The sequence below is a fragment of the Mycobacterium sp. NGS49 genome (assembly GCF_059812565.1).
Window position 1 is genome coordinate 122,682 of record NZ_JCALCX010000012.1, and the last position, 25,026, is coordinate 147,707.

The 25,026-nt window shown below is 68.1% G+C and carries 22 protein-coding genes; 10 read left to right on the top strand and 12 right to left on the bottom strand.

Features of this window, described 5'->3' with window-relative positions:
- Positions 1 to 52: 52 nt before the first annotated feature.
- From AC5Y7D_RS14660 to dnaA, 4 genes are all read right to left on the bottom strand, one after another.
- Entirely contained in the window at positions 53 to 592 is a 540-nt protein-coding gene (locus AC5Y7D_RS14660; RefSeq protein WP_499925047.1) for a DUF721 family protein, read from the bottom strand.
- On the bottom strand, positions 589 to 1,740 hold the full coding sequence (recF, locus tag AC5Y7D_RS14665; protein ID WP_499925049.1) for a DNA replication/repair protein RecF: 1,152 nt from the start codon (positions 1,738 to 1,740) through the stop codon (positions 589 to 591). The genes AC5Y7D_RS14660 and recF overlap by 4 nt, the downstream gene beginning before the upstream one ends.
- A gap of 30 nt (positions 1,741 to 1,770) precedes the next feature.
- Complete coding sequence (gene dnaN, locus AC5Y7D_RS14670) at positions 1,771 to 2,967, bottom strand: DNA polymerase III subunit beta (protein WP_499925050.1); 1,197 nt, start codon at positions 2,965 to 2,967, stop codon at positions 1,771 to 1,773.
- A gap of 525 nt (positions 2,968 to 3,492) precedes the next feature.
- Positions 3,493 to 4,992 (bottom strand): chromosomal replication initiator protein DnaA, encoded by a 1,500-nt coding sequence (gene dnaA / locus AC5Y7D_RS14675; RefSeq protein ID WP_499925053.1) that lies wholly within the window; start codon positions 4,990 to 4,992, stop codon positions 3,493 to 3,495.
- A gap of 571 nt (positions 4,993 to 5,563) precedes the next feature.
- On the opposite strand from dnaA, the gene rpmH reads away from it, so the two are divergent.
- The 9 genes from rpmH (at position 5,564) to AC5Y7D_RS14720 (ending at position 12,274) form a co-directional block, all read left to right on the top strand.
- Positions 5,564 to 5,707, top strand: a complete 144-nt coding sequence (rpmH, locus tag AC5Y7D_RS14680) for a 50S ribosomal protein L34 (protein WP_077100535.1) — start codon at positions 5,564 to 5,566, stop codon at positions 5,705 to 5,707.
- 21 nt (positions 5,708 to 5,728) lie between these two features.
- The gene (gene rnpA, locus AC5Y7D_RS14685) at positions 5,729 to 6,091 is read left to right on the top strand and encodes a ribonuclease P protein component (RefSeq protein ID WP_499925056.1); all 363 of its coding nucleotides are present in this window, start codon (positions 5,729 to 5,731) and stop codon (positions 6,089 to 6,091) included.
- Entirely contained in the window at positions 6,088 to 6,450 is a 363-nt protein-coding gene (gene yidD / locus AC5Y7D_RS14690) for a membrane protein insertion efficiency factor YidD (protein ID WP_499925057.1), read from the top strand. The genes rnpA and yidD overlap by 4 nt, the downstream gene beginning before the upstream one ends.
- Entirely contained in the window at positions 6,434 to 7,567 is a 1,134-nt protein-coding gene (yidC, locus tag AC5Y7D_RS14695) for a membrane protein insertase YidC (RefSeq protein ID WP_499925058.1), read from the top strand. Before yidD ends, yidC begins: the two co-directional genes overlap by 17 nt.
- Positions 7,568 to 7,688: 121 nt before the next feature.
- Complete coding sequence (locus AC5Y7D_RS14700; RefSeq protein WP_499925061.1) at positions 7,689 to 8,243, top strand: Jag family protein; 555 nt, start codon at positions 7,689 to 7,691, stop codon at positions 8,241 to 8,243.
- Between the two features lie 113 nt (positions 8,244 to 8,356).
- The gene (gene rsmG, locus AC5Y7D_RS14705; RefSeq protein WP_499925063.1) at positions 8,357 to 9,055 is read left to right on the top strand and encodes a 16S rRNA (guanine(527)-N(7))-methyltransferase RsmG; all 699 of its coding nucleotides are present in this window, start codon (positions 8,357 to 8,359) and stop codon (positions 9,053 to 9,055) included.
- Between the two features lie 59 nt (positions 9,056 to 9,114).
- Entirely contained in the window at positions 9,115 to 10,122 is a 1,008-nt protein-coding gene (locus AC5Y7D_RS14710; protein WP_499925233.1) for a ParA family protein, read from the top strand.
- A 3-nt stretch (positions 10,123 to 10,125) separates the two neighbouring features.
- Positions 10,126 to 11,112 (top strand): ParB/RepB/Spo0J family partition protein, encoded by a 987-nt coding sequence (locus AC5Y7D_RS14715; protein ID WP_499925066.1) that lies wholly within the window; start codon positions 10,126 to 10,128, stop codon positions 11,110 to 11,112.
- 367 nt (positions 11,113 to 11,479) lie between these two features.
- A complete protein-coding gene (locus AC5Y7D_RS14720; RefSeq protein WP_499925068.1) occupies positions 11,480 to 12,274 on the top strand; it encodes an acetyltransferase in 795 nt (264 codons plus the stop codon).
- Here AC5Y7D_RS14720 and AC5Y7D_RS14725 read toward each other — a convergent pair.
- The 8 genes from AC5Y7D_RS14725 to AC5Y7D_RS14760 form a co-directional block, all read right to left on the bottom strand.
- Positions 12,261 to 13,487: an N-acetylmuramoyl-L-alanine amidase gene (locus AC5Y7D_RS14725; RefSeq protein WP_499925069.1), complete on the bottom strand. Its 1,227-nt coding sequence runs from the start codon at positions 13,485 to 13,487 to the stop codon at positions 12,261 to 12,263. The genes AC5Y7D_RS14720 and AC5Y7D_RS14725 overlap by 14 nt on opposite strands.
- A 144-nt stretch (positions 13,488 to 13,631) precedes the next feature.
- Complete coding sequence (trxA, locus tag AC5Y7D_RS14730) at positions 13,632 to 13,982, bottom strand: thioredoxin (RefSeq protein ID WP_499925073.1); 351 nt, start codon at positions 13,980 to 13,982, stop codon at positions 13,632 to 13,634.
- On the bottom strand, positions 13,979 to 14,965 hold the full coding sequence (trxB, locus tag AC5Y7D_RS14735; protein ID WP_499925078.1) for a thioredoxin-disulfide reductase: 987 nt from the start codon (positions 14,963 to 14,965) through the stop codon (positions 13,979 to 13,981). The genes trxA and trxB overlap by 4 nt, the downstream gene beginning before the upstream one ends.
- Before the next feature lie 107 nt (positions 14,966 to 15,072).
- Positions 15,073 to 15,792, bottom strand: a complete 720-nt coding sequence (locus AC5Y7D_RS14740) for an RsmA family anti-sigma factor (protein ID WP_499925082.1) — start codon at positions 15,790 to 15,792, stop codon at positions 15,073 to 15,075.
- 45 nt (positions 15,793 to 15,837) lie between these two features.
- The gene (sigM, locus tag AC5Y7D_RS14745) at positions 15,838 to 16,416 is read right to left on the bottom strand and encodes an RNA polymerase sigma factor SigM (RefSeq protein ID WP_499925084.1); all 579 of its coding nucleotides are present in this window, start codon (positions 16,414 to 16,416) and stop codon (positions 15,838 to 15,840) included.
- A gap of 45 nt (positions 16,417 to 16,461) precedes the next feature.
- On the bottom strand, positions 16,462 to 19,986 hold the full coding sequence (locus tag AC5Y7D_RS14750) for a murein biosynthesis integral membrane protein MurJ (protein WP_499925235.1): 3,525 nt from the start codon (positions 19,984 to 19,986) through the stop codon (positions 16,462 to 16,464).
- Positions 19,987 to 20,093: 107 nt separating this feature from the next.
- Positions 20,094 to 22,505, bottom strand: coding sequence for a DUF6049 family protein (locus tag AC5Y7D_RS14755; protein WP_499925086.1), 2,412 nt, complete (start codon positions 22,503 to 22,505; stop codon positions 20,094 to 20,096).
- Positions 22,502 to 23,245: an NUDIX hydrolase gene (locus tag AC5Y7D_RS14760; RefSeq protein ID WP_499925088.1), complete on the bottom strand. Its 744-nt coding sequence runs from the start codon at positions 23,243 to 23,245 to the stop codon at positions 22,502 to 22,504. The genes AC5Y7D_RS14755 and AC5Y7D_RS14760 overlap by 4 nt, the downstream gene beginning before the upstream one ends.
- A 272-nt stretch (positions 23,246 to 23,517) precedes the next feature.
- Between AC5Y7D_RS14760 and AC5Y7D_RS14765 the strand changes: the two genes are divergently transcribed.
- A complete protein-coding gene (locus tag AC5Y7D_RS14765; RefSeq protein WP_499925089.1) occupies positions 23,518 to 24,969 on the top strand; it encodes a CCA tRNA nucleotidyltransferase in 1,452 nt (483 codons plus the stop codon).
- Positions 24,970 to 25,026 lie beyond the last annotated feature (57 nt).

Consider the following 25,026-nt stretch of genomic DNA (forward strand, 5'->3'; position numbering starts at 1 on the left):
GGCGGCTCTGAGACGGCTGTGACCGGTGTCTTGTCAAGCCGGTGCAACAGCCCTAGCCATAGGTGTCGCGGGGCCCGCGCCCGGGAATGTGACGGGGCCCCTTCCGCCAGGACGGCGCCGCCGGGCCGGTGATCCTCAGCGACGTCACCACGCCGTTGCCGACAGCCGCGGCGATCTTGGCTAAAAGTTGAGCCTGCATCAACCGCAACTGGGTGGCCCATGCCGTCGATTCGGCCGTTACGCTGAGCACCCCGTCATGCAGTGCGACCGGGGTGGCATGTTCGGCGATCTGCGCACCGACCACCGACATCCAATGGCCGAAAACGGTGCCTTCGGCCACGTGGGTGGTCCAGCCCTGTTGCTTGGCCAGGTCGCGGGCCAACCGTCCCAAGGGTTGCGGATCACGCTGATCCGGGCCCGGCCCCGACCATCTGCGCCGCGCCCCGGCGATGCGCCGGCGGGGGAGCGGCGCGGCGCGGCCACGACCGGCGTCCTGCCCCCGCTCGCGGGCAGCCGCCCGGGCCTCCTCCAGGGTGCGGCGCACCAGATCGAGGCCGCGCTGGTTGACGTCGTCTTGGTTGTCCTCGGTCATGCCCGCACCTCCGAGACCGGACCCAGGTCACTGTCACGTAGCTCGACGGTCAAGCGTCTGGCCTCCCAACCATCGGGGATGTCTTCGGGCACGGCCGCGGTCACCAGCACTTGCTCGGCGGATTCGGCGACGGTGGCCAACGCGCGGCGCCGTTTGGTGTCCAGTTCGGCGAAAACGTCGTCGAGTAACAGCACCGGATCGCTGCCGTCGGTGCGTAGCAGTTCGTAGGCGGCCAGCCGCAAGGCCACCGCAAACGACCACGACTCGCCGTGACTGGCGAAACCCTTGGCGGGTTGGTCGCCCAGGCGCAGTTCCAGGTCATCGCGGTGCGGACCGACCAGACACACGCCACGTTCGAGCTCGGCAGTCCGCCGTGCCGCCAGAGCGCTCAACAATGCGGCTTCCAACGAGTGCGCATCGGTGCCGGCCGCGGGTGCCAGCGCATCCGTGCTGGCACGGTAACCGATTGTGGCCGAACGTGATTCGGGTGCCAGTAGCTGATAGGCCTTTTCGACCTCTGGTGTCAACTGGTTCACCAGATCGATGCGCGCGGCCATCAGGGCGGCGCCATGCTCGGCGAGCCGGCTGTCCCACACCTCGAGGGTGTCCAGCGCTCCCCGGTCGCCCCGCAATCGCGCACCGGACAACGATTTCAGCAATGCGGTGCGTTGACGGAGCACCTTGTCGTAGTCGGCGCGCACCCCGGCGATGGTCGGTCGCCGCACCGTCGCCAGGTCATCCAGATAGCGGCGACGATCAGCCGGGTCACCTCGCACCAGCGCCAAGTCCTCCGGGGCGAACAACACCGCGCGCAGCACCCCGACGATCTCCCGGGTGCTGCGTACCGGTGACCGGTTGAGCCGGGCTTTGTTGGCCCGGCCCGCGGCGATCTCGAGGTCGACGGCACATTCTCGGCCCTCGTTGACCACGATCGTCGACACCACGGCGCGCTCGGCACCGGCCCGGATCAGAGGTGCATCGGTGCCAACGCGATGCGAACCCAGTGTGCTCGAATACCAGAGCGCCTCAAGGATATTGGTTTTTCCGAAGCCATTTCGGCCGACGAACACCGTGCGCCCCGGCTCGAGGTCGAGGTCGGCACGCGCCCAGGACCGGAAATCCCGCAACGCCAAATGCCGGACGTACACCTACTTCGCACCTCTGTCGGGACCCGGTGCTCAGCCCGGTAGCCGCACCGGCATCAGCAGATACACGTATTCCGTGGGCACCGCCGGGAACGGGCCGTTGCCGCTCGGCACCGGGTCGTCGGCCGCCGCGGGCCTTAACAACGCCGGTTTGCCCGGGGTGGTGAAACCGAAGGACACCCGCTCGGAGTGCAACGAGCCCAGCCCGTCGGTCAGGTAGGTGGGGTTGAATGCGATCGTCAACGGGTCTCCCGCGTAGTCCACCGCGAGGTCTTCCTCCGCGCGCCCGACATCGTCTGCGCCGGCCGACAACCGCAGCATGCCCTCAGCGAATTCCATCCGAATCTGTGCACCCCGGTCGGCCACCAACGCCACCAGCTTGATCGCCTCGGTCAGTTCGGCCACGTTGATGGTGGCGACCGCGGTGTGCTCGGCCGGTAGCAGCTGGCGGAATTTCGGGAATTCGGCATCGAGCAACCGGGTGGTGCTGCGCTTGCCGTTTCCGGTGATGCCCAGCAGGCCGTCCTTTCCGACCGTCGATCCGGCGCCCAGCGACAGCCGAACCTCCGAACCGTCGGCGCCCGCTTTGGCCGCCTCGGCCAAAGTCTTGGCCGGGACCAGAACCGCCGCCTCGATGTCGGGCGACAGCGCCGACCAGGTCAGCTCCCGGACCGCCAGGCGAAACCGGTCGGTTGCCGCCAAAACCACCGTCTCCCCGGAAATCTCGACCCGGATACCGGTCAGCATCGGCAACGTGTCGTCCCGGCCTGCTGCGATCGCGACCTGCCCGATCGCCTCGGCGAACAGTTCGGCAGGCAGTGTGCCGGTCTCCTCGGGCAACGTCGGCAGGGTCGGGTAATCCTCGACAGCCATCGTCGGCAGCGAGAACCGGGCACTTCCGCAGGTCAGCGCGACGCGGTTGCCGTCGACATAGAAGTCCACCGGCTTGTTGGGCAATGCTCTGGTGATATCGGACAGCAGCCTGCCGGACACCAAAACGCTTCCCGGTGAGGCGATTTCAGCAGCGACCTGCACTTCGGAGGAAACCTCGTAGTCGAATCCCGAAATGGTCAGCCCGTCCTCGCCACCGGTGAGCAACACCCCGGAAAGTACCGGCACGGTCGGCCGGGACGGCAGGTTCTTGGCCACCCACGACACCGCATCGGCGAAGGACTCCCGGACCAAGCGAAACTTCAAATCGGTGACAGCCCGTGTTGTAGCCGCGTCCATTGCGTCCCTTCACCTAACGTGACTTTCAAATCCGTGCCCAGCTCCCCCGCCGGCGTTGGGGACCCTCCGTGACGAACGCCGGTGGCGGTGATTCGCCACGACGACCGCAACAGCAGTCGAACAACAACCGTAGAGCCTCCGAGGCCAACTTGAAAGCTAGTCGTCGGCGGGGACAAGGAGGGTTCGGGGCTGCTCCGCGCATCGTGTGCGGACCGATGTCCCCAGTCGCGTTCTTCAAAGAAGAAATGACGAAGAGATCTCAATATCAGTATTAAGGGCTGTGCAATCTGGGGACAGGACGCTCTTGCCGCAGCTTGGAAGCGGAAGAGCGCTGTGGATGGCTGTGGGTGGGGCTGTGTGATCCGCGGTGCACGGTTGGGGACGAATGACCGATGTGCACCGCGCGATGAGTCCTGCACTCCAGTTTCGGCCAGTTGTACACACGCCTACTCACACCGCAGAGGTGATACCGGTGTGACTCGAGGGAGAAAAGTTTTTTGCAGAATTTCCGGCCGGGAGGGCGTTTCAGCGCTTGGAGCGCTGCCGGATGCGCGTGGTGAGTTCTTTGACGTTGTCGAAGATCTCGCGGCGCTCGGCCATCTCGTTGCGGATCTTGCGTTCGGCGTACATCACCGTGGTGTGATCGCGGCCGAACGCCTGGCCGATCTTGGGCAGCGAGAGGTCGGTGAGTTCACGGCAGAGGTACATCGCGATCTGCCGGGACTGGGCCAGGGGGCGTGCCTTACCCGGACCCCGCAGTTCCTCGACGGTGGTGTCGAAGTACTCGGCGGTGGCCGCCATGATGGTCGCCGCGCTGATTTGCATGCCGCTGGCGTCGGCGATCAGGTCGCGCAACACGATCTCGGCCAACGACTTGTCGATCGCCGTCTTGTTCAGCGAGGCGAAAGCGGTGACCCGGATGAGCGCCCCTTCGAGTTCCCGGATGTTGCGTTCGATGCTGCTGGCGATGAGCTCGAGCACGTCGTCGGGCACCGCCAGCCGCTCCACTTGGGCTTTCTTGCGCAGGATGGCGATGCGGGTTTCCAGATCGGGCGGCTGTACGTCGGTGATCAGTCCCCACTCGAACCGGGTGCGCAGCCGGTCTTCCAACGTGGCGAGCTGTTTGGGGGGCCGATCGGAGGAGATGACGATCTGCTTGTTGGCGTTGTGCAGGGTGTTGAAGGTGTGGAAGAACTCCTCCTGGATACCGTCCTTGCCTTCGATGAACTGAATGTCATCGACGAGCAGGACGTCGACATCGCGGTAGCTGCGCTTGAAGGACACCTTGCGGTCATCGCGCAGCGAGTTGATGAAGTCGTTGGTGAATTCCTCGGTGGACACGTACTTGACGCGCATGCCGGGAAACAGCCGCTGGGCGTAGTTTCCGGCCGCGTGCAGCAGGTGAGTCTTGCCCAGGCCCGATTCGCCCCAGATGAACAGTGGGTTGTACGCGCGGGCCGGCGCCTCGGCGATCGCCAGGGTCGCCGCATGGGCGAACCGGTTGGAGGAACCGATGACGAAAGTGTCGAAGGTGTAGCGGCGGTTGAGGCTGGTACCGGAGGCGGCGGCGTTGTCGGTGGCGGTCGGGCGCTCGGCGAAGTAACTCGGCCAGCTGTGTCCGGGGCCCACGACGGTGTCACCGCGGTCGTTGTCCTGCTCCGGGGGTTCGGTGTCGGTCGATTCCGCGTCATGCACTGGGGCTTCGGAAGCAGGGGAGACGTCGTCGTCGGCGGGTGGGGGAGCGATGCGCACGCCGAGCTGGATCTGCTGTCCGAGGCGTCGGCTCAGTGCCTCGGTGATCGCGGTGCGAAGGTGGCGTTCGATCTCATTCTGGACGAACACGCTCGGCACGGAGAGCAGAGCAAACCCCTCGACGATGGTGAGCGGTTGTACCAGCTTCAGCCAAGCCCTTTGCTGGGCGGTCAGCGGCGAGGTCGTGGTGGAACCGTTGTCGGTCTCACCGTTGAGTTCGGAGACGACCGAGTTCCATACCGTGGCGAATCCGGAACCGGGGTCATCGGTCAACGACGCATCTCCCTGGTCCGACGGTCGAAGTACAAAGTTTCGGTAGCAACAACGCACCTGTCCACATGGTTATCCACAGATGTGGAAAGGAAGGTCGATAGCAAGCCGCAGCCTACCGGCAACGGCTCGCGATCTTCGTGCTGTAGACAACCATGGGATTGCCCGAGCAGCTAGTCGATCCGCCATCCTCGCTTCAGTGTCATTGTCGACAGAGTTCCAAGTCGTACCGGCTCGGAAACTACCCCGCCCGAAGCTAACAGTTTTCGCTCCGGCTGCCAACAGTTCTATGTAATCTGCTGGCGTCCTTCACGATCCTGCGATCCGGGCGGTTCTCGGGACCAGGATCACGCGGTGGGAGAGGATGTGCTGGGTCTGCTGGGACGGGCGAGGTTTGACCAGGAGAAGCCTCGTCAGTACCCTCAAACAGTCGCCCGAACGTCGGCGATACGGCTGCGACCCGGAATCACCATCTTCGGGGACCGCGCCGGCCAGCAAGCGAGAACACCTTCGCCCACGAGTTGCCGAGCATCAGCGGGCGGATTGTTATGCCATACACAGCGAGGAGAACGCGGTGGCCAAGGGCAAGCGGACCTTCCAGCCGAACAATCGGCGTCGAGCCCGCGTTCACGGATTCCGGCTGCGGATGCGCACCCGTGCGGGGCGGTCCATCGTTTCCAGCCGGCGTCGTAAGGGTCGCCGCGCTTTAACTGCCTGATCGCACCTCGGGTTTCCAGCGGTGCTTTCCGCACGGAACCGCATGAGGCGGTCCACCGAGTTCGACGCGACGGTGAAGTACGGGATGCGCACGGTGCAGCCCGACGTCGTCGTGCATGTCCGCCGGGCGAGTCAGCGCGAAGACGCCGAGGGCCCGCGGGTGGGCCTGATCATCGCCAAGCGAGTGGGTACCGCAGTGGAACGACACCGGGTGGCGCGGCGGCTGCGGCATGTCGCGCGACCGCTGCTGGACAGTCTGCACCCCCGCGACCGCGTGGTGATCCGTGCCTTGCCCAGCAGCCGTCACGTGTCGTCGGCGTGGTTGGAGCAGCAGCTGCGAAGTGGCCTGCGGCGGGCTTTCGAAACGGCGGGTGCCGAGCGGTGACCGTGTCGGTGCGCGGCCCTGCCAGTGTGGCCCGGTCCGGCGGCAGGGTAAGCACCCCAGTGGCGCGCGCCGTGATCTATCTGATCAACCTGTACCGGCACATGGTGTCGCCGCTGCGGCCGGCGACGTGTCGTTTCATTCCGACCTGCAGTCAATACGCCGTGCAGGCTCTCACCGAATACGGCTTGATCCGGGGTGGCTGGCTGGCAGTGGCCAGGCTCGCCAGGTGCGGGCCGTGGCATCGGGGAGGATGGGATCCGATTCCGGAGCGCCATGAGTGCCCGGTCGATGTGGACGTCTCGCCAGGAGCGGTCGAGGACCGCTCGGCGAAGCAAGGGGAGAGTGAATCTGTTGTTTGATTTCTTCAGCCTGGACTTCATCTACTACCCGGTGTCATGGATCATGTGGCTCTGGTACAAGGCGTTCGCGTTTCTGCTGGGGCCGGACAATTTCTTCGCCTGGGCGCTGTCGGTGATGTTCCTGGTCTTCACCCTGCGCGCACTGCTGTACAAGCCCTTCGTCCGCCAGATCCGCACCACGCGGCAGATGCAGGAGTTGCAGCCGCAGATCAAGGCGCTGCAGAAGAAGTACGGCAAGGACCGGCAGCGCATGGCACTTGAGATGCAGAAGCTGCAACGCGAGCACGGCTTCAACCCGATCCTGGGCTGCCTGCCGATGCTGGCCCAGATCCCGGTGTTCCTCGGGCTCTACCACGTGTTGCGCTCGTTCAACCGCACCACTGGCGGCATCGGGTTGCAGTCACTGTCGGTGGAGCAGAACAAGATGATCGGCAACTACGTCTTTACCGCGGTCGACGTGCAGAACTTCCTGAGGGCGAACCTGTTCGGCGCTCCGATCGGGGCTTCGATGACGCAACGTGGCGGGTTGGACGCCTTCGAACACTTCAGCCGGCCCGCCGTGATCGCGGTCGGGGTGCCAGTGATGATCCTGGCCGGTGTGGCCACGTACTTCAACAGTCGCGCGTCGGTGGCGCGGCAGAGTCCGGAGGCCGCGGCCAATCCGCAGACCGCGATGATGAACAAGCTCGCGTTGTATGTCTTTCCGCTGGGCGTGGTGGTGGGTGGTCCCTTCCTGCCGCTGGCGATCATCCTGTACTGGTTCGCCAATAACATCTGGACGTTCGGTCAGCAGCACTACGTGTTCGGCATGATCGAAGAAGAGGACGAGGCGAAGAAGCAGGAGATTCTGCAACGCCGGGCGGCCAATGCGCCGGCGCCGGGTGTGAAGCCCAAACGGTCCAAGGCGGCGTCGGCGTCCGGATCGGCGGTCGAGACGGAAGCTGCGCAGCCGAACCCGGCCGACGCCGAGGAGACGGCGGTGGACGGCAAGGTCGAGGAGTCGCCGTCCGCGAACACGCCGCCAGCGCCGTCGGCCAAGCCGAATGCGGCGAATCGAAGTAGCGGTCCGGGTCGTACTCCCAGACCGGGAGCACGGCCGAGGAAGCGCAAACGCTAGTCGGCGCCCGAACTTGCCGGGGCCGGGCCGGCCTACCAGGTCGGCTCGCCCGAGAACACCCAGCAAGACAGCGCGGTGTGATGCCGCCGAAACCAACCCGTGGATGAGGGGAGAGAAAGCCATGACGGACGCTGACACCACTGAACTCGACGTCGACGCGACAGGTGCACCGGAGGAGGCAAGCACCGATGCCGTGGACGAGTCGGACGACCTGGAGGAGCGGTTGGTCGCCGAGGGCGAGATCGCCGGTGACTATCTGGAAGAGCTGCTGGACCTGCTGGACTTCGATGGCGACATCGATTTGGATGTCGAGGGCAACCGCGCGGTGGTGAGCATCGACGGGAGCGACGACTTGAACAAGTTGGTCGGTCGCGGCGGCGAGGTCCTGGACGCGCTGCAGGAGCTGACCCGGTTGGCGGTGCATCAGAAGACTGGGGTACGTAGTCGACTGATGCTCGACATCGCCAGTTGGCGTCGCCGGCGGCGGGAGGAACTGGCGGCGCTGGGCGATAAGGTGGCGCGGCGCGTTGCGGAGACCGGTGAACGCGAGGCTCTGGCGCCGATGACACCGTTCGAGCGCAAGATCGTGCACGACGCGGTGGCGGCGGTGCCGGGTGTGCACAGCGAGAGCGAGGGCGTGGAGCCGTCTCGGCGCGTCGTCGTCTTGCGTGACTGATCCGTGACCGAACGTGATCGGCCCGTGATCCACCGAGTTACAGCAATGTAGTTCGCCGGGGGATCGGGCGGTGGCGGGACCAAACGGACGAACGGCCAGCGGAGCGGGAGGGAATGTTTCACGTGAAACATGAAGATCCGCACCATCCGGCCGCGAGCCCATCGGCGGGCGGCACCGATATTGCCGCCGAGATCTTCGGCCCGCGTCTGGGTCTCGCCCAGCGTTACGCCGAGGTGTTGGGCACCGCCGGTGTCGAGCGAGGGCTGCTCGGACCCCGGGAGGTCGAGCGCATCTGGGACCGGCACATCCTGAACTCGGCTGTCGTCGGGGAACTGCTCGCTGATGACGCCCGAGTAGTCGACATCGGGAGCGGGGCCGGACTCCCGGGAATACCACTGGCGATCGCCCGGCCGGACCTCGACGTGGTGTTGCTCGAGCCGATGCTGCGACGCAGCGAGTTCCTTCTCCAAGTGGTGGAGGAGCTCGGCCTGCCGGTCGACGTCGTGCGCGGACGGGCCGAGGAGCCGGCGGTGAGGAAGCAGTTGGTCGGCATGGATGCGGCCGTGTCGCGGGCGGTCGCGGCGCTAGACAAGTTGACGAAGTGGAGTATGCCGTTGCTCAGGGTCGAGGGATTGATGGTGGCCATGAAGGGGGAGCGCGCTCCCGATGAAGTCCGGGAACACCGGCGTGTAATGGCGGCCGCGGGTGCCGTCGATGTCAGGGTGGTGATGTGTGGCGTGAACTTTTTGGAGCAGCCCGCGACCGCGGTGGTGGCGCGTCGGGGACGGCCGATGCGGCGGACCGACAGGTGAGCGCCCTGAGATGGACCCGCACCGCACCCCAAGCACCGGGGCCGTCCGGTGCGACCGAGATGCCGGCCGAACGGACACCGTTGACATCGGTAGGGCGGTCACCCGTGAGCCCAGGTGCCGGTCCCGGCTTGGCAGCGACACCCGCGGGGGCGCACAATCCCACCGTGAATGTTTCACGTGAAACATCGACCGAATTCGACACCCCGATCGGGGCTGCCGCCGAACGCGCGATGCGGGTCCTGCACACCACCTACGATTCGGTTCCGCGACCCCGGCAGCGGCGGTTGTTCACCATCGCGAATCAGAAGGGTGGCGTCGGTAAGACCACGACCGCGGTGAACCTTGCGGCCGCACTCGCGGTGCAGGGGCTCAAGACGCTCGTCATCGATCTCGACCCGCAGGGCAACGCAAGTACCGCGCTGGGGATTGCCGACCGCAAATCTGGGACCCCGTCCTCCTATGAGGTGCTCATCGGCGAAGTCACCCTGCGCGAGGCTCTGCGCCGCAGTCCGCACAGTGAGCGCCTTTTCTGCGTCCCCGCCACCATCGACCTGGCGGGTGCGGAGATCGAACTGGTCAGCATGGTGGCCCGGGAAAACCGGTTGCGCAACGCGCTGGCCGAGCTGGACGACTTCGATTTCGACTATGTCTTCATCGATTGCCCGCCGTCTCTGGGTCTACTCACCATCAACGCGTTGGTTGCCGCCCCAGAGGTCCTGATCCCCATCCAATGCGAGTACTACGCGCTCGAGGGCGTATCGCAGTTGATGCGCAATATCGACATGGTGAAGGCCCACCTCAACCCCGCTCTCGATGTCACCACCGTCATCCTCACCATGTACGACGGACGCACGAAGCTCGCCGATCAGGTGGCCGAGGAAGTCCGGCGCTATTTCGGCGACAAGGTGCTCCGCACCGTGATCCCGCGCAGCGTGAAGGTCTCGGAAGCACCGGGCTACAGCATGACGATCATCGAGTACGATCCCGGGTCGCGTGGGGCGATGAGCTACCTCGACGCCAGCCGAGAACTCGCTCAGCGCGACCGACCACCAGCCGCGAAGGGATAAGCAATGACCAACCCGTCACGCAGGAAAGGTGGTCTGGGCCGCGGCCTGGCGTCGCTGATTCCGACCGGCCCCGTGGAGGGGGACCCCTCGACCTACGGGCCGCGGATGGGTTCGGCGGCAGCCGACGTCGTCATCGGCGGGCCGCTGCCCGATGCCGCCGCGATGGGGGCGGTGTACCGGGAGATCGCGCCGTCGGATATCGAACCCAATCCACGGCAGCCACGCCAGGTGTTCGACGACGAGGCGCTCTCCGAACTGGTGCATTCGATCCGCGAGTTCGGCCTGCTGCAGCCGATCGTGGTGCGTGCGGTTCAGGTATCGCAAAGCGGTGCGCACTACCAGATCGTGATGGGGGAGCGACGTTGGCGGGCCGCGCAGGAGGCCGGACTGGCGACCATCCCGGCGATCGTGCGTGAGACCGGCGACGACAACCTGCTGCGCGACGCGCTCCTGGAAAACATCCACCGCGTACAGCTGAACCCCTTGGAAGAGGCAGCGGCATACCAGCAGCTGCTCGACGAGTTCGGGGTGACCCACGACGAATTAGCCGCACGCATCGGCAGATCACGCCCGCTGATCACGAACATGATCCGCTTGCTCAAGCTGCCGATCCCGGTGCAGCGACGAGTGGCCGCGGGCGTGCTGTCCGCGGGGCACGCCCGTGCATTGCTGTCGCTGGACGCCGGCCCGGATGCCCAGGAGGAACTGGCCGGCCGGATCGTCGCCGAAGGATTGTCGGTGCGAGCCACCGAGGAGGCGGTCACCCTGGCAAACCGCAGCGACCACGCGGCGCCGACCCCGCCGCGGCGCAAGCCGATCCAGATGCCGGGTCTGCAAGACGTTGCTGAGCGGCTGTCGAACGCCTTCGACACCCGGGTTACGGTGGCTCTCGGCAAACGCAAAGGCAAGATTGTCGTCGAGTTCGGATCGGTCGAGGACCTACAGCGGATCATCGAAATGATGACGCCGAAGACCCCTGGCAAGGCATGACCGGACATATTCTGTAATTACGTCACTGTGACACTCGGGTGCTCAGAGCCGGCATACGATCGGCTGCGGGAACCGTCCTTCAACGGAGATATGTTGTGGGTCAAGACATTTGGAGTCCCGGCCGACTGCCGCAACGGTCCGGTCCGCAGGGTCGATCGCGGCCGGTGAGGAATCGGCGGGGGACCGCAGAGTTACCCGGCCACCACTGGCCGGAAAGCGACCGACTCTCCTATCCTGAGAGGGTTGCCATCCACTGTCGCGAGACGCGGGCGGGACACACGACGGCCTCACTGAGTGACGCTGCGGGCCGCCGCCCGCGCAGGAGCGAGGCCATGGGGTTGGGTACCGCACGGAGGCCAGGAGACTAGTGTCAGCTCGGATCACAGCGCTGCGGCTCGAGGCCTTCGAGCAGCTGCCCAAGCATGCGCGCCGCTGCGTGTTCTGGGAGGTCGACCCGGCGACCCTCGGCAAGGACGAGCACCTGGCCGACCCCGAGTTCGAAAAAGAAGCGTGGCTGTCGATGGTGATGCTGGAGTGGGGCTCCTGCGGACAGGTCGCGACGGAGATCCCCGACGAACGCAGCGAGGCCGAGCCGGCCGTTCTGGGATACATCCTGTACGCCCCGCCCCGCGCGGTACCGCGAGCCGGCCGCTTTCCCACCGCGCCGGTGTCGGCGGATGCGGTGCTGTTGACCTCCATGGGCATCGAGCGGGGGCAGGCCGACGCAGGCGTGCTGGACGACCTGCCGCACAACCTGATCACCCGTGTCATCGACGAGCTGGTGCGCCGCGGTGTGCGTGCGCTGGAGGCATTCGGGCGCACCCAGGCGGCCACCGATTTGCAGGAGCCGGTGGACGATGACGTCCGGCCGGTCCTCGACGCGCTCGGCGACTGCTCGGTGGAGCACTGCATCATCGATGCCGACTTCCTGATCGACGCCGGTTTCGTGGTGGTCGCGCCGCACCCGTACTTCCCCCGGTTGCGTCTGGAACTGGATAAGGGGCTGGGCTGGAAGGCCGAAGTCGAGGCCGCGCTGGAACGCTTGCTGGAAAACGCTCAGCTGCAACAACCGGTGGGGGCTTCTTGCGCGGCAGGCGGGACGGCCGCCGGAAACCCGTTGACGGCCGGGCGGGCAGGAAATCGCGAAACTAGGAGCCGCTGAGCCTGCTGGCCCGTTCGCGCTCGACGGACAGCTCGTGCGCCAGCAGTTCGGCAAAGGTGAAGGTTCCGGTGGGCCGGTCGTTCTTGCCCAACAGGTAAAGCCGTTTGACGGCGGCAAGGATGCCCTCGGCGATGGCATCGCGACTCTGCGTCGAGATCAGCATTTCCCGGTCGCCCGGGTTGGTGATGTATCCGACGTCGACCTGGACGGTGGGCATTCTGGTCAACCGCAGCAGATCCCAGGTCCGGCCGTGCACCCTGCAGTCCCGTAATCCGGTGCGGGCCACGACTTCCCGTTGAATGAAGTCAGCAAGATTGCGCCCGATGGTGGACACCGAGCCGTGTGAATTGCCGAAGTGAAACGACGCGACCCCGTTCGCGGCCGGGCTGGTCTGCGTCTCACAACGCAGGCTGATCATCAGGTCTGCGCCAACGGAATTGGCGGTGGCGGCGCGTTCGGCGTCCGACGGGCTGCGGTTGGTGGGGCGCGACAGAAAGGTCTCCATGCCGATGGCCGTCATTCGACCTTCGAGCCGGCTTGCCAAGTCCCACAACACATCTGATTCACTGATCGGTCCGTCCGGACCCTGGGTGATCAGACCGTGGTCGCTGCCGCCGCGGCCCGGATCGATGATGATGCGCTTGCCGGACAACTTCGGGCCCGAGCTGCGTACCAGCTCTTCCTCACGAATCGCGTGCGGCGAACCACCGCTGACCCGGGAACTGAGAAAGTACAAGGACCGCAACGTTTCCGGGCCGCAGATGCCGTCCGCGGAAAGACCGTACTCGCGCTGGTAGGACATCAGCGCATTGTGCGTCTGCAGGCCGAAGTGTCCGTCCACCAACCCGGTGTAGAAGCCGAGGTCTTGCAGCCTGGCCTGCAGTGTCGCGACGTCGTCGCCGAAAAGTGGCGCGCCGAACTGGTGATACAGCGTGCGGGCGCCGAGCCGGTACGAGGCTTCCTTGAGGGCGCGGTAGGTGGCCTCGCCGACCACGCCGTCGACCAGCAGCCCACGATGTTGCTGGAACGCACGCACAGCGTGGTCGAGTTCGCCGTCGAACACGTCAGCCGCGACGTGCCGGCCGGTGGTCAGGTCGTCGTCGGAGCTCTCCAGCATTCCCAGTGCGGCCAGCGCCGCCCGGATCTCGGTGACAGCGGCCCCGCGGTCGCCGCAGCGCAGCGCGTCGCCGTCTTCGCGGCGCGGACTCGGCATACCAAGGGCCCTCCGGGACTCATTGACATCGCTGCCAGAAGCAGCGCAGTTAACCGGTATTGTCGCAGATCCTCGCCAATATCGAGAAAACCCCAGGCCAATCATGGACTCGTTTCTGCAACGGGAAACGAGCCGGATCGGCGATCAGGACAGGTTGGGAACGGCGTCCGACAACTCCCGCAGCAACGCGGCCTTGCCCTTGGCGCCGACGATCCGTTTCACCGGCTGACCGTCCTTGAACAGGATCAGGGTGGGGATCGAGACGACCTGGAAGTCGCGCGCGGTCTCGGGGTTGGCGTCCACGTCGAGTTTGGCAACGGTGAGATCGGCGGACCGTTCGGCCGCAATCTCTTCGAGCACCGGCGCCACCATCTTGCAGGGCCCGCACCACGTCGCCCAGAAGTCAACCAGCACAGGCTTATCGCTGGACAACACGTCGCCGGAGAACGAGGCGTCCGATACCTCGATCGTGGCGGACTTCGCGGAATCGCTCATCGCTGTGCTCCAATCAACTCGGTACTGTCGGCGGGGCCGGCCGCCTCGTGCCCGGCCAGCCACCTCTCGGCGTCGATGGCGGCCGCACAACCGCTGCCCGCGGCGGTGATGGCCTGCCGGTAGGTGCGGTCCACCAGGTCTCCGGCGGCGAACACCCCGTCCAGCGACGTGCTGGTGGTGTGTCCCTGCACCAGGACGTAGCCGTCCGGATCCACCTCCACTGCGTCCCGGACCAGGGCCGAGCGCGGCTCGTGGCCGATCGCGACGAACACGCCGGTGACCGGCAGCGTGGTCTCCTCGCCGGTGACGGTGTCGCGCAGGCGCAGCCCGGTGACCGTGGTGTCGCCGTCGACTCCGAGTACGGCCTTGTTGGTGAGGATGGTGATCTTCTCGTTGGCCTGCGCCCGGTTGAGCATGATCCTGGAGGCGCGGAACTCCTCGCGGCGGTGGACCAGGGTGACGCTGCGGGCGAACCTGGTGAGGAAGGTGGCCTCCTCCATCGCCGAGTCGCCGCCACCGATGACGGCGATGTCCTGGTCGCGGAAGAAGAAACCGTCACAGGTGGCACACGAACTGACGCCGCGGCCCAGCAGTTCCTGCTCGCCGGGCACGTGTAGGTAGCGCGCGGCAGCACCCATGGCCAAGATGACGGCCCGGGCCCGGAACGTCTCGCCCTCGGCGGTCACGACAGATTTCACCGGCCCCTCCAGCGACACCGACTCGACGTCTTCCATGCGCAGGTCGGCACCGAATCGCAGCGCCTGCTCGCGCATCTGGTCCATCAACTCGGGGCCGGTGATGCCGTCGCGGAACCCGGGGTAATTCTCCACCTCGGTCGTCGTCATCAGCGCGCCGCCGAATGCGGTGCCCTCGAATACCAGCGGCTTGAGCTGTGCGCGCGCGGTGTAGAGGGCGGCGGTGTAGCCGGCCGGGCCGGAGCCGATGACGATGACGTCGTGGACGGTGTCTGAGGAAGCGGTCATGCGTGCCTTTCGGAACGGAAGCTGATCAGTGGGCGTGATCTGCAAATCGTACGAACGCCAGCGTAGGCGCGGGTGTTCCCGGCTGCGACGCACGACACCATGGGCGGCTATGCGCGCGCGATCGCGGTGGTGGCCAGCAGTCCGGTATCGGCGGCGTTGCAGTTCAGCGCCACCGCGAAGGCCAACAGGCTGTCGGGCGTGTCACCGCGCAGCACCAGTAGCACACCCGGTCGGGCATTGACCTCCACTGGCTGCGCGCCCAGCACCGGCTCGCTCGCCGGGTAGCCCAGGCCGCCGAGACAGGATGCGCGTTGGCTGACGTTGCTGAGCGCACCGAAATCGGGCGGGCGGCGCAGTAGGTCCCGGATCTCGGCCGCCGACAGCGGTATCACCGGGACGGGGGTGGAGACGGTGATGTGGTTGGCGGTGACGGGCGCGCTGGGCGTGGGATCCGGCTCGTTGAGCAGGGCGGTGGTTCCGACGCCGATGGCCGCCACCACCGCGCACAGCCCGGCGACGCCGGCGATGACGCGGGCCGGACGCAGCGGTGGCCGGGCGGCGTGCGCGGCCCCGGATGCCTGCAGTGCGTGCGTGACGGCGGCGATGACCTCCGGGGGCGCCTCGGGAGCCGGAGACGAGCCGGCGGTCGCGATGTCGCTGCGCACCCGGTGCAGCGCCTGCAGCGTGTCGGCTGCCTGCGGGTCGGTGCGGATGCGCCGGCGCACGCGGGCAGCGGTGTCGTCATCGAGCAGACCCGCCTGCAGGTCGGCCAGCAACTCGACGGTCAGGGGTGGATCTGGCGGGGGATCGTCGTCGGCGGCACTCATCCGCCTCAGTGTCCGTCATCGCCGCCGGGTGCACCGAGATGGCCCCTAATCCGTGCCGCGACGCCGGGCGTCGGTGCCGGCGTCCAGGTAGCCCAGCAGGTCGGCGAGCCGGGCCCGTCCGCGGGCGCACCGGCTCTTGACGGTGCCCTCGGCCACCCCCAACAGCCGCGCGGTCTCGGCGATGGAGTAGCCCTGCATGTCGACGGCGACCAGCGCCGCCCGCTGCTGGACCGGGAGTCGGAGCAGCGCGCGGTGCACCATCAGCGCCGTCTCCACCTGGCAGGTGCGGTCGGCGACGGAGTGCCGGTCCTCGATCGGTACCGTCGGACGGGCGCAAGTTCGGCGAACCCGATCCAGGCAGGCGTTGAGCACGATGCGGTGCAACCAGGTGCCGACCGCGGCGTCGTAGCGGAACGCGGCTGCGCTGCGGTGCGCCGAGAGCATCGCGTCCTGGAATGCGTCGTCGGCGTCCTCGCGGGTAAGGCTGGTCAGGCGCGCGAGGCGGTACAGCTGCCGGTGATGGCGGCGGAACAGCTCGGCGAAGGCCCGGCGGTCGCCGGCCACGTGCGCGGCGAGCAACTCGGTGTCACTGCGTTGCGGTAAACCCCGTCTGCAGAAACCCACCGCCGGACGGTAACCAATCCGCGGCGGCCGGGCACTTCACCTAGATCAGGAGGCGGCCTGGATCGTGATGTCCGAGACGTCGGCTCGGCTCTTGCCGTCGGTGGTGCCCAGCGTGGAGATCCAGACCAGCAGGTTCGACGTCGGTGAAGTCGTCTTGACCGGGATGTTGTTGTGGCCGGGCTTGAGCGTGGTGGCCGGTGTCAGGACCGTGGTGTCTTCCAGCTTCGACGGGTTCGGCGAGGACGACGAGCGGATCTCCACCTTTGTTCCGGTGCTGGAGATGTCGAGTCCGACCATGCCGACCACCGTGGGGGTCGGCAGCTGCAGCATCAGTCCGACCCCGTTCTTGAAACCGGGGAAGGGGACCGCGTCGGAGTAGGTGTCGGTCTGCCACACGGTGCCCGGGCTGCCGTCGATCGCGTTGCCCGCATCGCCGGGGTTGTCGGCGTCGCCGCCGGGGGAGAAGACCGTGGCTCTGGTGGGCTTGACGAAGCTGCCCGACGGGGCCGAACTGCCGGGCGACTCCGAGGCGGCCGAGGATGTCGGGTTGTTCAGGCCGAGCTGGTCGCCCTTGAGGCCATTGCCCACATCGCCGAAGATCTCGCTGACCACCGAGGCCAGCACCAGCAGCGCGATCAGCAGCACAACCGCGCCCGCCCCGAGGCCGATCAGGATGTTGCGGCGCCGCCGGGAGTAGATCTCGCCGCCGCGCTCGGCGGCCCGCCGGGGCGACGCCGGCACGGGTGGCTCGGCGATCGGACCGATCACCTCGGTGCGGTCGGCGACCGCGGTGGCCTGCTGCAGCAAATTCAAAAGTGTTGAGGCGCTGCGTATTCCGCCGTCCTCCTGGACCGAGCGGACCGCGACCGCGGAGATCTGGAACGGGATGTCGCGGTCGACCACGGTCGGTTCGACCGGCTGACCGTTGGCGTCGCGGTCGGCCGGCGCCAGTCCGCTGCGCACGCCGTACTCGGGCAGCGGCCACCGGTTGACCAGCAGCGCGTACAGCGAGGCGCCGATGCCGCGGATGTCGTCCTGCGGGTTGGCGTCGGGCATGGTCGCGGGGTAGGCCAGCACCACGTCGCCGTCGATGCTGACCCGCACCCGGCTGGGATGGTCGATGGACAGCGCGACACCGGCCCGGTGGGCGGCGTCGGCCGCCGCGGCCAGCGACTGCATCGCCCGGATGGCCCCCACCGGCGACGGCGAGGTGTCGGCCACTTCCTGCAAGGAGCCGCCGCGGATCCACTCCGAGACCACCAGACCTCCGGACCCGGTGTGCACCACGTCGAGGATCCGGGCGATGCCGGGCTTGTCGATCCGGCTGAGCCGCAGGGTGCGCGACAGGATCTCCTGCAACACCTCCTCGGGCAACGCGCCCTCGGGATCGACGAAGGTGAGCGCCACCTGCCGGTCCAGCGCGGTGTCCAGGGCCTGCCAGAAGTACAGGGGCGGCGTGCCGCCGTGGGAGATGAGCAGCCGGTAGCGCCCGTTGGCAATGCGGGCGCCCGGCACGAGATTGAGGTCGTCCTGCGGCGGTTCGGCATCGCGCTCCCGTGGCGCGTCGAATGGAATCGGCCCACGGCTGTCGGCGCTGCCGCCGAGCGGGTCCCGCGGCGGCATCCGCCGACTGGGAATGTCTGGCTGGAAATCGTCGGCGCGCGGCGGCTGCGGTTGCTCGCCGGCCGTCGAACGGGGTGAGGCGCTATCCGAAGTGCGGTCGGTCACCTCCGGTCCTTTCGCTATCCCGGCCCTGGCCACCGGGGGTCTGCGCCGGATCGGCTCCTGGACCGCGTGTCCCCCCGGCAGGGACGATTTTCTTTGGTCAGGGTACGTGACGGGGCGCGGTGCAGACGACACCGTGGCCTCGGCGGGCGCCGGACGCCCGCGTCCGAATCGCCGCTGGACGGCCGCAGCGGCCGCCTGCGCTTCGGGCACGCGCGCACCGAGCAGCACCGCGGCCAGGACCGGCACCATGATCAACCCGAGGACGAACAGGCGGAGCAGCGAGCCCATGCCGCCGTGCTCGGTCAATCGGTGCAGGCCGAGCAACCGATCGGCGACGTGGGCGATCAGCCCGGCCAGCAGCGACGCCGAGATCGTCACCAATATGGTGCGCACCGCGCCGAGGTCGATCAGCCCGCCGCCCTTGGGTCGCAGGCTGCGGCGCAGCAGGAAATGGCCGACGACGGCGCCGGCGAGAAAGCCCAGGCCGTTGGCCGTGCCGAGGTAACCGGCGACGAGGTCTTTGTTGCCGGTGACGTGCGGGGCCAGCAGCGAGCCGGCGATCTTGACCGAGGTGATCACGATGATGATCACGATCGGCGTCCAGGGTTGCTCGCGGGCGTAGAAGACCCGCAGCTGCAGCAGCACCAGGGCGTAGGGGAGCAGCGTGAACGCCGACAGCGCGATCGCGGCGCCCAGGTAGCCGGCGTCCACCTGTCCGAAGTGGCCGTAGGCGAACAGCGCGCTCCCCATCGCCGGGCCGCCGACGGTCATGAAGGCGACCGCCGGAATCAGGGTGATCATCGTCAGCCGGGTGGCCAGCGACAGGTCGGCCAGTACCGCGGGAATGTCGTCCGCGGCAGCGTTGCGGCTCAGGCGGGGCATCACCACGGTGAGCACCGTGACGCCGATCATGCCGAACGGCAGCATCAGCACCAGCCAGGTGTAGTTGTAGATCGCCGGGCCGGAGGCGGCGGCCGAGCTGGCGATCTGGTTGCCGACAACCAGGCCGAGCTGGCTGATCAGTACGTAGAGCACCATGGCCGCGGCCATGGTGCCGAAGCGCTTGAGGCGATCGTCGAGGCCCCACAGGGGGCGCAGGCTGATGTGCTGGCGCCCGATGGCCACCAGCAGCACCGCGGTCTGAGCGAACACTCCCAGGGTGGTGCCGATGCCGAGGACCAGCAGCTTGGCGTTGCCCATCTCGACGGGGTCGACCGACAATTCGCCGGGGACGGCCAGGTAGATGCCCAGCGTGGCGATGGCGACGACGTTGTTCACGACGGGTGCCCAGGCCGGGGGGCCGAAGATGTTGCGGGTGTTCAGGATTGCCATGAACACCGAGGACAGGCCGTAGACCAGCACCTGCGGCAGCAGCAGGTAGGCGAAGGCGGTGGTCAGCGGCTCGTTGACCGCGGGGTTGCGCCCGAGCATCAGTCGCACCAGCAGCGGAGCCGCGGCCACCGACAGCACGGTGGCCACGATCAGCAGGGTGGTCGCCAGGGTGACCAGCCGGCGCACGAAGGCCGTGCCGCCGTCGGGGTCGTCCTGCTCGGCCCGGGCCAGCACCGGCACGAAGATCGCGGTGAACGTCGCCTCCAGCACCAGGGCGGCGACCAGGTTCGGCAGCTGGTTGGCCACCGAGAACGAACTGGACTGCGCCGCACCCAGGATCGCGGCCAACAGCACGATGCGGCCGAAGCCGGTGAGCCTGCTGATCAGGGTCGCGAAAGCCATGCCCCACGACCGCGACACCACGGCGGCGTCGCTCAGTTCCGCCGGGCGGGCCCGCTTGGGTGCCGCCGGCCGCTGTTGCTGTGGCGTCCGGCCGGGGCGCGGTGGCAGCCCGGGTGGCGGCACGGTGCTGCCCGGCTGAGACAGCTGATGACGGGGTGGCGCAGGCTGCGGCGCCGGCCGCTGCGGCGCTGGATGCACCCGCCTGGGTGCGGGTTTCATACGCGGTGCTCTTCGTGGACCCGCTGCTCGATCGCCCGTTCCGTTCCGTCGCGCGGCCGCAGATGTCCGCCCGGTGGCGGGTCGGGGCGATCGAGGTCGGCGCGGTCGGGCTGGCCGCGGAAGCGATGCCACAGCCGCCGCCCGGCCAGGGCGACCAGCACCGCCGCCGCGGTGAGCGTGATCGCGAACAGCACCTTGCCGTAGGCGTTGGAGTGCACCGACAACCGCACCGGTTCGCCCAGCACAGTTCCGTCCGGAGTGCGCAACCCGACGTCGATGGCGACTCGCTGGGTGAAGTTGACCTCGATGGGGACCCGTAGCGGCAGGTATCCCGGTGGCAGCTCGATCTCACCGATGTCGCTTACCGTCATCCCGGGTGGCGCCTTGACCTGGAGCCGCACCCGGATGGGCACGGCCAGTCCGTTGTGCAGCGCGAGCGGCAGCGGGCTGTGCTCGGTGGCCAGCGTGTAGGAGCCGCCGGGGTTGACGATCGTGACCGAGCCGAAGAAGTCGTTGACCGTGGTGCCCACCGCCGTCAGGCGCTGCTGGGCGAGTCCGTTGCGGGTGTCGGGCGGCACCGACTCGCTCAGCGCGCGCAGCATGTCTTCGCGCAGCGGCGCGGTGTACTGGGGGCCAGTCAGGCCGGTGCGCTCGTCGGTCATCAGCGCCTCGGTCAGCTTCGACAGCCGGGCCACCTGCCCGGCGATCTGTCCGGTGACTTCGTCGCTGAACCGGCCTCGCTGCGCGGGGGAGTCGCTCGGTGGCACCGGGTTCTCGGATCGGGCGGCGGCGTCGGCGACCAGAGCGGGCAGCGGACGGGGCACGGCCAGGCCGGAATGTATGGAGGTGGCCAGCGCGGTCAGGATGAACTGCGCGTCGTCGCCCTGCAACGACCACACCGCCGGCGGCACCAGGATCTGGGTGCGGGGGCCCGCCTCCGGGGTGAGGCTGCGCCACAGCATGGCGCCCAGCGCGTCTTGGCGCCGGGCGGTGGCGGAGTCGTGGTTGACCCGGATCGACAGGGCGGGGTCCAGATAGGTGGGAACGACCGGGTTGGTGCCGGCCCCGGCCAGCGCGGCGCCGACGGCGGGATCAAACGGCGCCGCCACCACCTGCGGTGACAGCCGATGGGGGGTGACGTCGGCGCTGCCGGGGTCGGTGCCGTCCTGAGCGGAGAAATCGGCGGCGGCGACCGCGACCGTGCCGTCGTTGGCGTTGAGCAGGCTGACAGCGCGGCCGGTCAACGCGCCGTCGGGCAGCAGGGCGGTGCCGCGTACCGAGGTCACGTCCAGGATGCGGTCGACGATCTCGCCGTTGCGGATGGTGGCGGTGGAATTCAAGCCGGGGTCGTTGACGCGCTGCAGGGCATCCAGGTCGGCCTGCGCATAGGGCAGGGGTGCCACACAGGTGCGGTGGGCAAGGGCGCGCAGCCGGTTGAGCCACGTCGTCGCGGCGGCCTGGCCGGTGCCCGGATGGGTGGGGGTGCCCGGCAGCTGCGCCGGCCCGTCGGCAGAGTTGGACACGACGTAGCCGGAGGTCATCGCGTTGACGGTGACGAGCAGGTCCGGGTCGACGGCCAGGCACAGCGCGCGCCCGACCGCCCCGTCTGGGTCGACGTCGCGGCTGGTCGCGAGCTCCGCCGCGGCCAGCAGGATGTCCAGGCGGCCGCCGTTGGCCAACGAGTTCGCCAGGTCGTCGTCCACCAGGCGGACCGGGATGGTGCCGCCGGGCACGCCCGGTGCCAGCCGGGGCCGGTCGGCAAGTGGCCACAGCATGGTGATCCAGACCGGTTTGGTGGTCTCGGGTGCCACCGCGGGGGCGGCCTCGGCGTCCCGGTCGGCGTTGTCCGGCGGGACCCCCACCACCGGCAGCAGGAACCGCGCATTGTCCAGCCGGGCGGGTGCGCCGTAGTCCGGCGTGCCGTTGACGTTGACCAGTACCGGGTAGATGCCGGGCTTGTCGACGGCCAGCGACGGCTTGGTGAGCGAGCGCAGCGGCGCGGACAGGGTGAACCCGGCCTGCTGCCCCCGCTGCAGTTCCGGGGACACGGTAAGAAAGTCCGCGGCGGCCTCGTACTGGTCGGTGCCGCCGTCGAGTGAGGTGCGCAGGCCCGTTGACGCCGCGACTGCCGAGGCGTGTTCGAGGCGGACCATCACGTCGCGGACCGGCCGGTCGCCGATGTTGGTGACCATGCCGCTGACGGTGACGACGGGCTCACTGGTGGTGGTGACGACGTCCGGGCTGACCTGGTCGATGCGGACCTGCACGAAGGGCGTGGCGGTGGGTTCGCCCGCGCTCGCGCGCGGGGTGCTGCCAGGGGCGGTGAACAACATCCCGAAACCGGCCAGAATGCCGATCACTGCGGCGAGACGCACCAACCTGGACCAGCAAGATCGCGGCGCCGTCACGGCCCCCGCCCGTGACCGTTCTTCTTGCCCGGTTCCGGGTCGTTGGCATGGCGGGTGCGCGAGTGGGTCTGCGGCCGCCGCCGCGGGGTGCTGGGCGGAAGCGGCGGCAGGGCGTCCTCGCCGTCGTTCTGCAGCTTGTCGATGAGTTCGTCGGCCCGCTCGGCCAGGCGGCGTTCGTCGGCGTAGGCCAGCCGGGAGGGCAGTTCCCGGATGGGCACCCACGCCACCTCGGCAACCTCCAGGTCTTCGTCGCAAAGCTCCCCGCCCAAGAACCGCATCAGATAGTGGTGCACGGTCTTGTGCACCCGTCGTCCGTCGGTGACGAACCAGTAGTCGATGCGCCCGAGCGCGGCCAGCACGCCGCCGCGGATCCCGGTCTCCTCGGCGACTTCCCGGATGGCGGTCTGCTCGGCAGTCTCACCCATCTCGATGTGTCCCTTGGGCAGCGACCACAGCATCCTGCCACGCCGGTCGATGCGTCCGATCAGCGCGGCCACCTGCGATTCGCGTGGCCCGTCGATGCCGTCGATGACCAGCCCGCCGGCGGAGGTTTCGTGCACGGTACGCATCCGGTCGGGCGCCCGGCGCGGCCGCGGTCGCCGGCTCGCTGCGGTGGCGGGGGTGGGGGCGGTGTCGGCCGCCGGCTGGCCGTCCGTATTGTTCTCAGCCGGACGCGCGCCGCCACGACCGCGACGCCTGCCCCGGCGTCGACGTGGTTTGGCTTGTTCGCCCTCCGACACCCAAGCGATATTAGCTGGCACGGGCCGCTGTTCCCGATGCACTCGCCGTCGTCGGACACCTTTGGTCACGTGAGTCGCGTAAGACCCATTCGTCACAGCAGTCTCTGGATTGGGCGGGTGGCTTTGCGCGGCGCGGCATCGGGTGTGCGGTGGTGGCGGGGTTTTCGCGTCCAGGCCGCCCTGGATGCACACCGGAGTCGGTGAACGCACACTCGACGCCCAGCCCGGACGTGCGCTGAGTCACCGCGGCGTTCCTATTAGGCTCACCGAACGTGGCCGAACCCGTCCCGGACGCCGAACTGCTGACCGCGGCCGCGGTCGCACTGCACCAGTACGCGCCCCAGTTGCGCGAGCTGGGCACGGCGTTCGCGGCCGCCGGCTACGAGTTGTACCTGGTCGGCGGGTCGGTGCGGGACGCCGTGCTGGGCCGGCTGAGCCCGGACCTGGACTTCACCACCAACGCGCGGCCCGAGGAGATCCAGCAGATCGTGCGGCCGTTCGCCGACGCGCTGTGGGACACCGGCATCGAGTTCGGCACCGTCGGGGTCGGCAAGAGCGGGCACCGGCTGGAGATCACCACGTTCCGGGCCGACACCTATGACCAGGTGACGCGCCATCCCGAGGTACGGTTCGGCGATCGCCTGGAAGACGACCTGGTGCGCCGCGACTTCACGGTCAACGCGATGGCGGTACGCATCACCGCCGATGGATTGGGTGAATTCCTCGATCCGCTGGGCGGTCTGGTCTCGCTGCGCGCCAAGGTGCTGGACACTCCGATGGCCCCGGAAGTGTCCTTCGGCGACGACCCGCTGCGGATGCTGCGCGCGGCGCGGTTCGTCTCCCAGCTCGGCTTCACCGTGACACCGCGGGTGCTGGCCGCGATCGAGGCGATGGCCCCGCAGCTGGCCCGGATCAGCGTCGAGCGGGTGGCCGCCGAGCTGGACAAGATGCTGCTTGGGGCGCACCCGGTGGCCGGCATCGACCTGCTGGTGCAGACCGGCATGGGCGAGGTGGTGCTGCCCGAGATCGGCGGCATGCAGATGGCGATCGACGAACACCACCAGCACAAGGACGTCTACCAGCATTCGCTGACGGTGCTGCGCCAGGCCATCGAACTTGAGGACGAGGGACCGGACCTGGTGCTGCGCTGGGCCGCGCTGCTGCACGACATCGGCAAGCCCGCCACCCGGCGCCACGAACCCAACGGCGGGGTGAGCTTCCACCACCACGAGGTGGTCGGCGCCAAGATGGTGCGCAAACGGATGCGGGCGCTGAAGTACTCCAAGCAGATGGTCGACGACGTGTCCCAGTTGGTCTATCTGCACCTGCGGTTCCACGGCTACGGCGACGGTAAGTGGACCGACTCTGCGGTGCGCCGCTACGTCACCGACGCCGGCCCGCTGCTGGGCAAGCTGCACAAGCTGGTGCGCGCGGACTGCACCACCCGCAACAAGCGCCGGGCCGCCCGGCTGCGCGCGTCGTATGACCGGCTCGAGGAGCGCATCGCCGAGCTGGCCGCACAGGAGGACCTGGCCCGGGTGCGCCCGGATCTGGACGGCAACGAGATCATGCGGCTGCTCGACATTCCGGCCGGCCCGCAGGTGGGCCAGGCGTGGCGGTTCCTCAAGGAGCTGCGCCTGGACCGCGGGCCGCTGTCCAACGAGGAGGCGACGGCGGAGCTGCTGGCGTGGTGGCAGACGCGGGGCGCGGACGCTTCGGACTAGTGCAACTATTGCCGGACACGTTCAACGATGGGCTGCCAGACGGCGAAACCGCGGCCT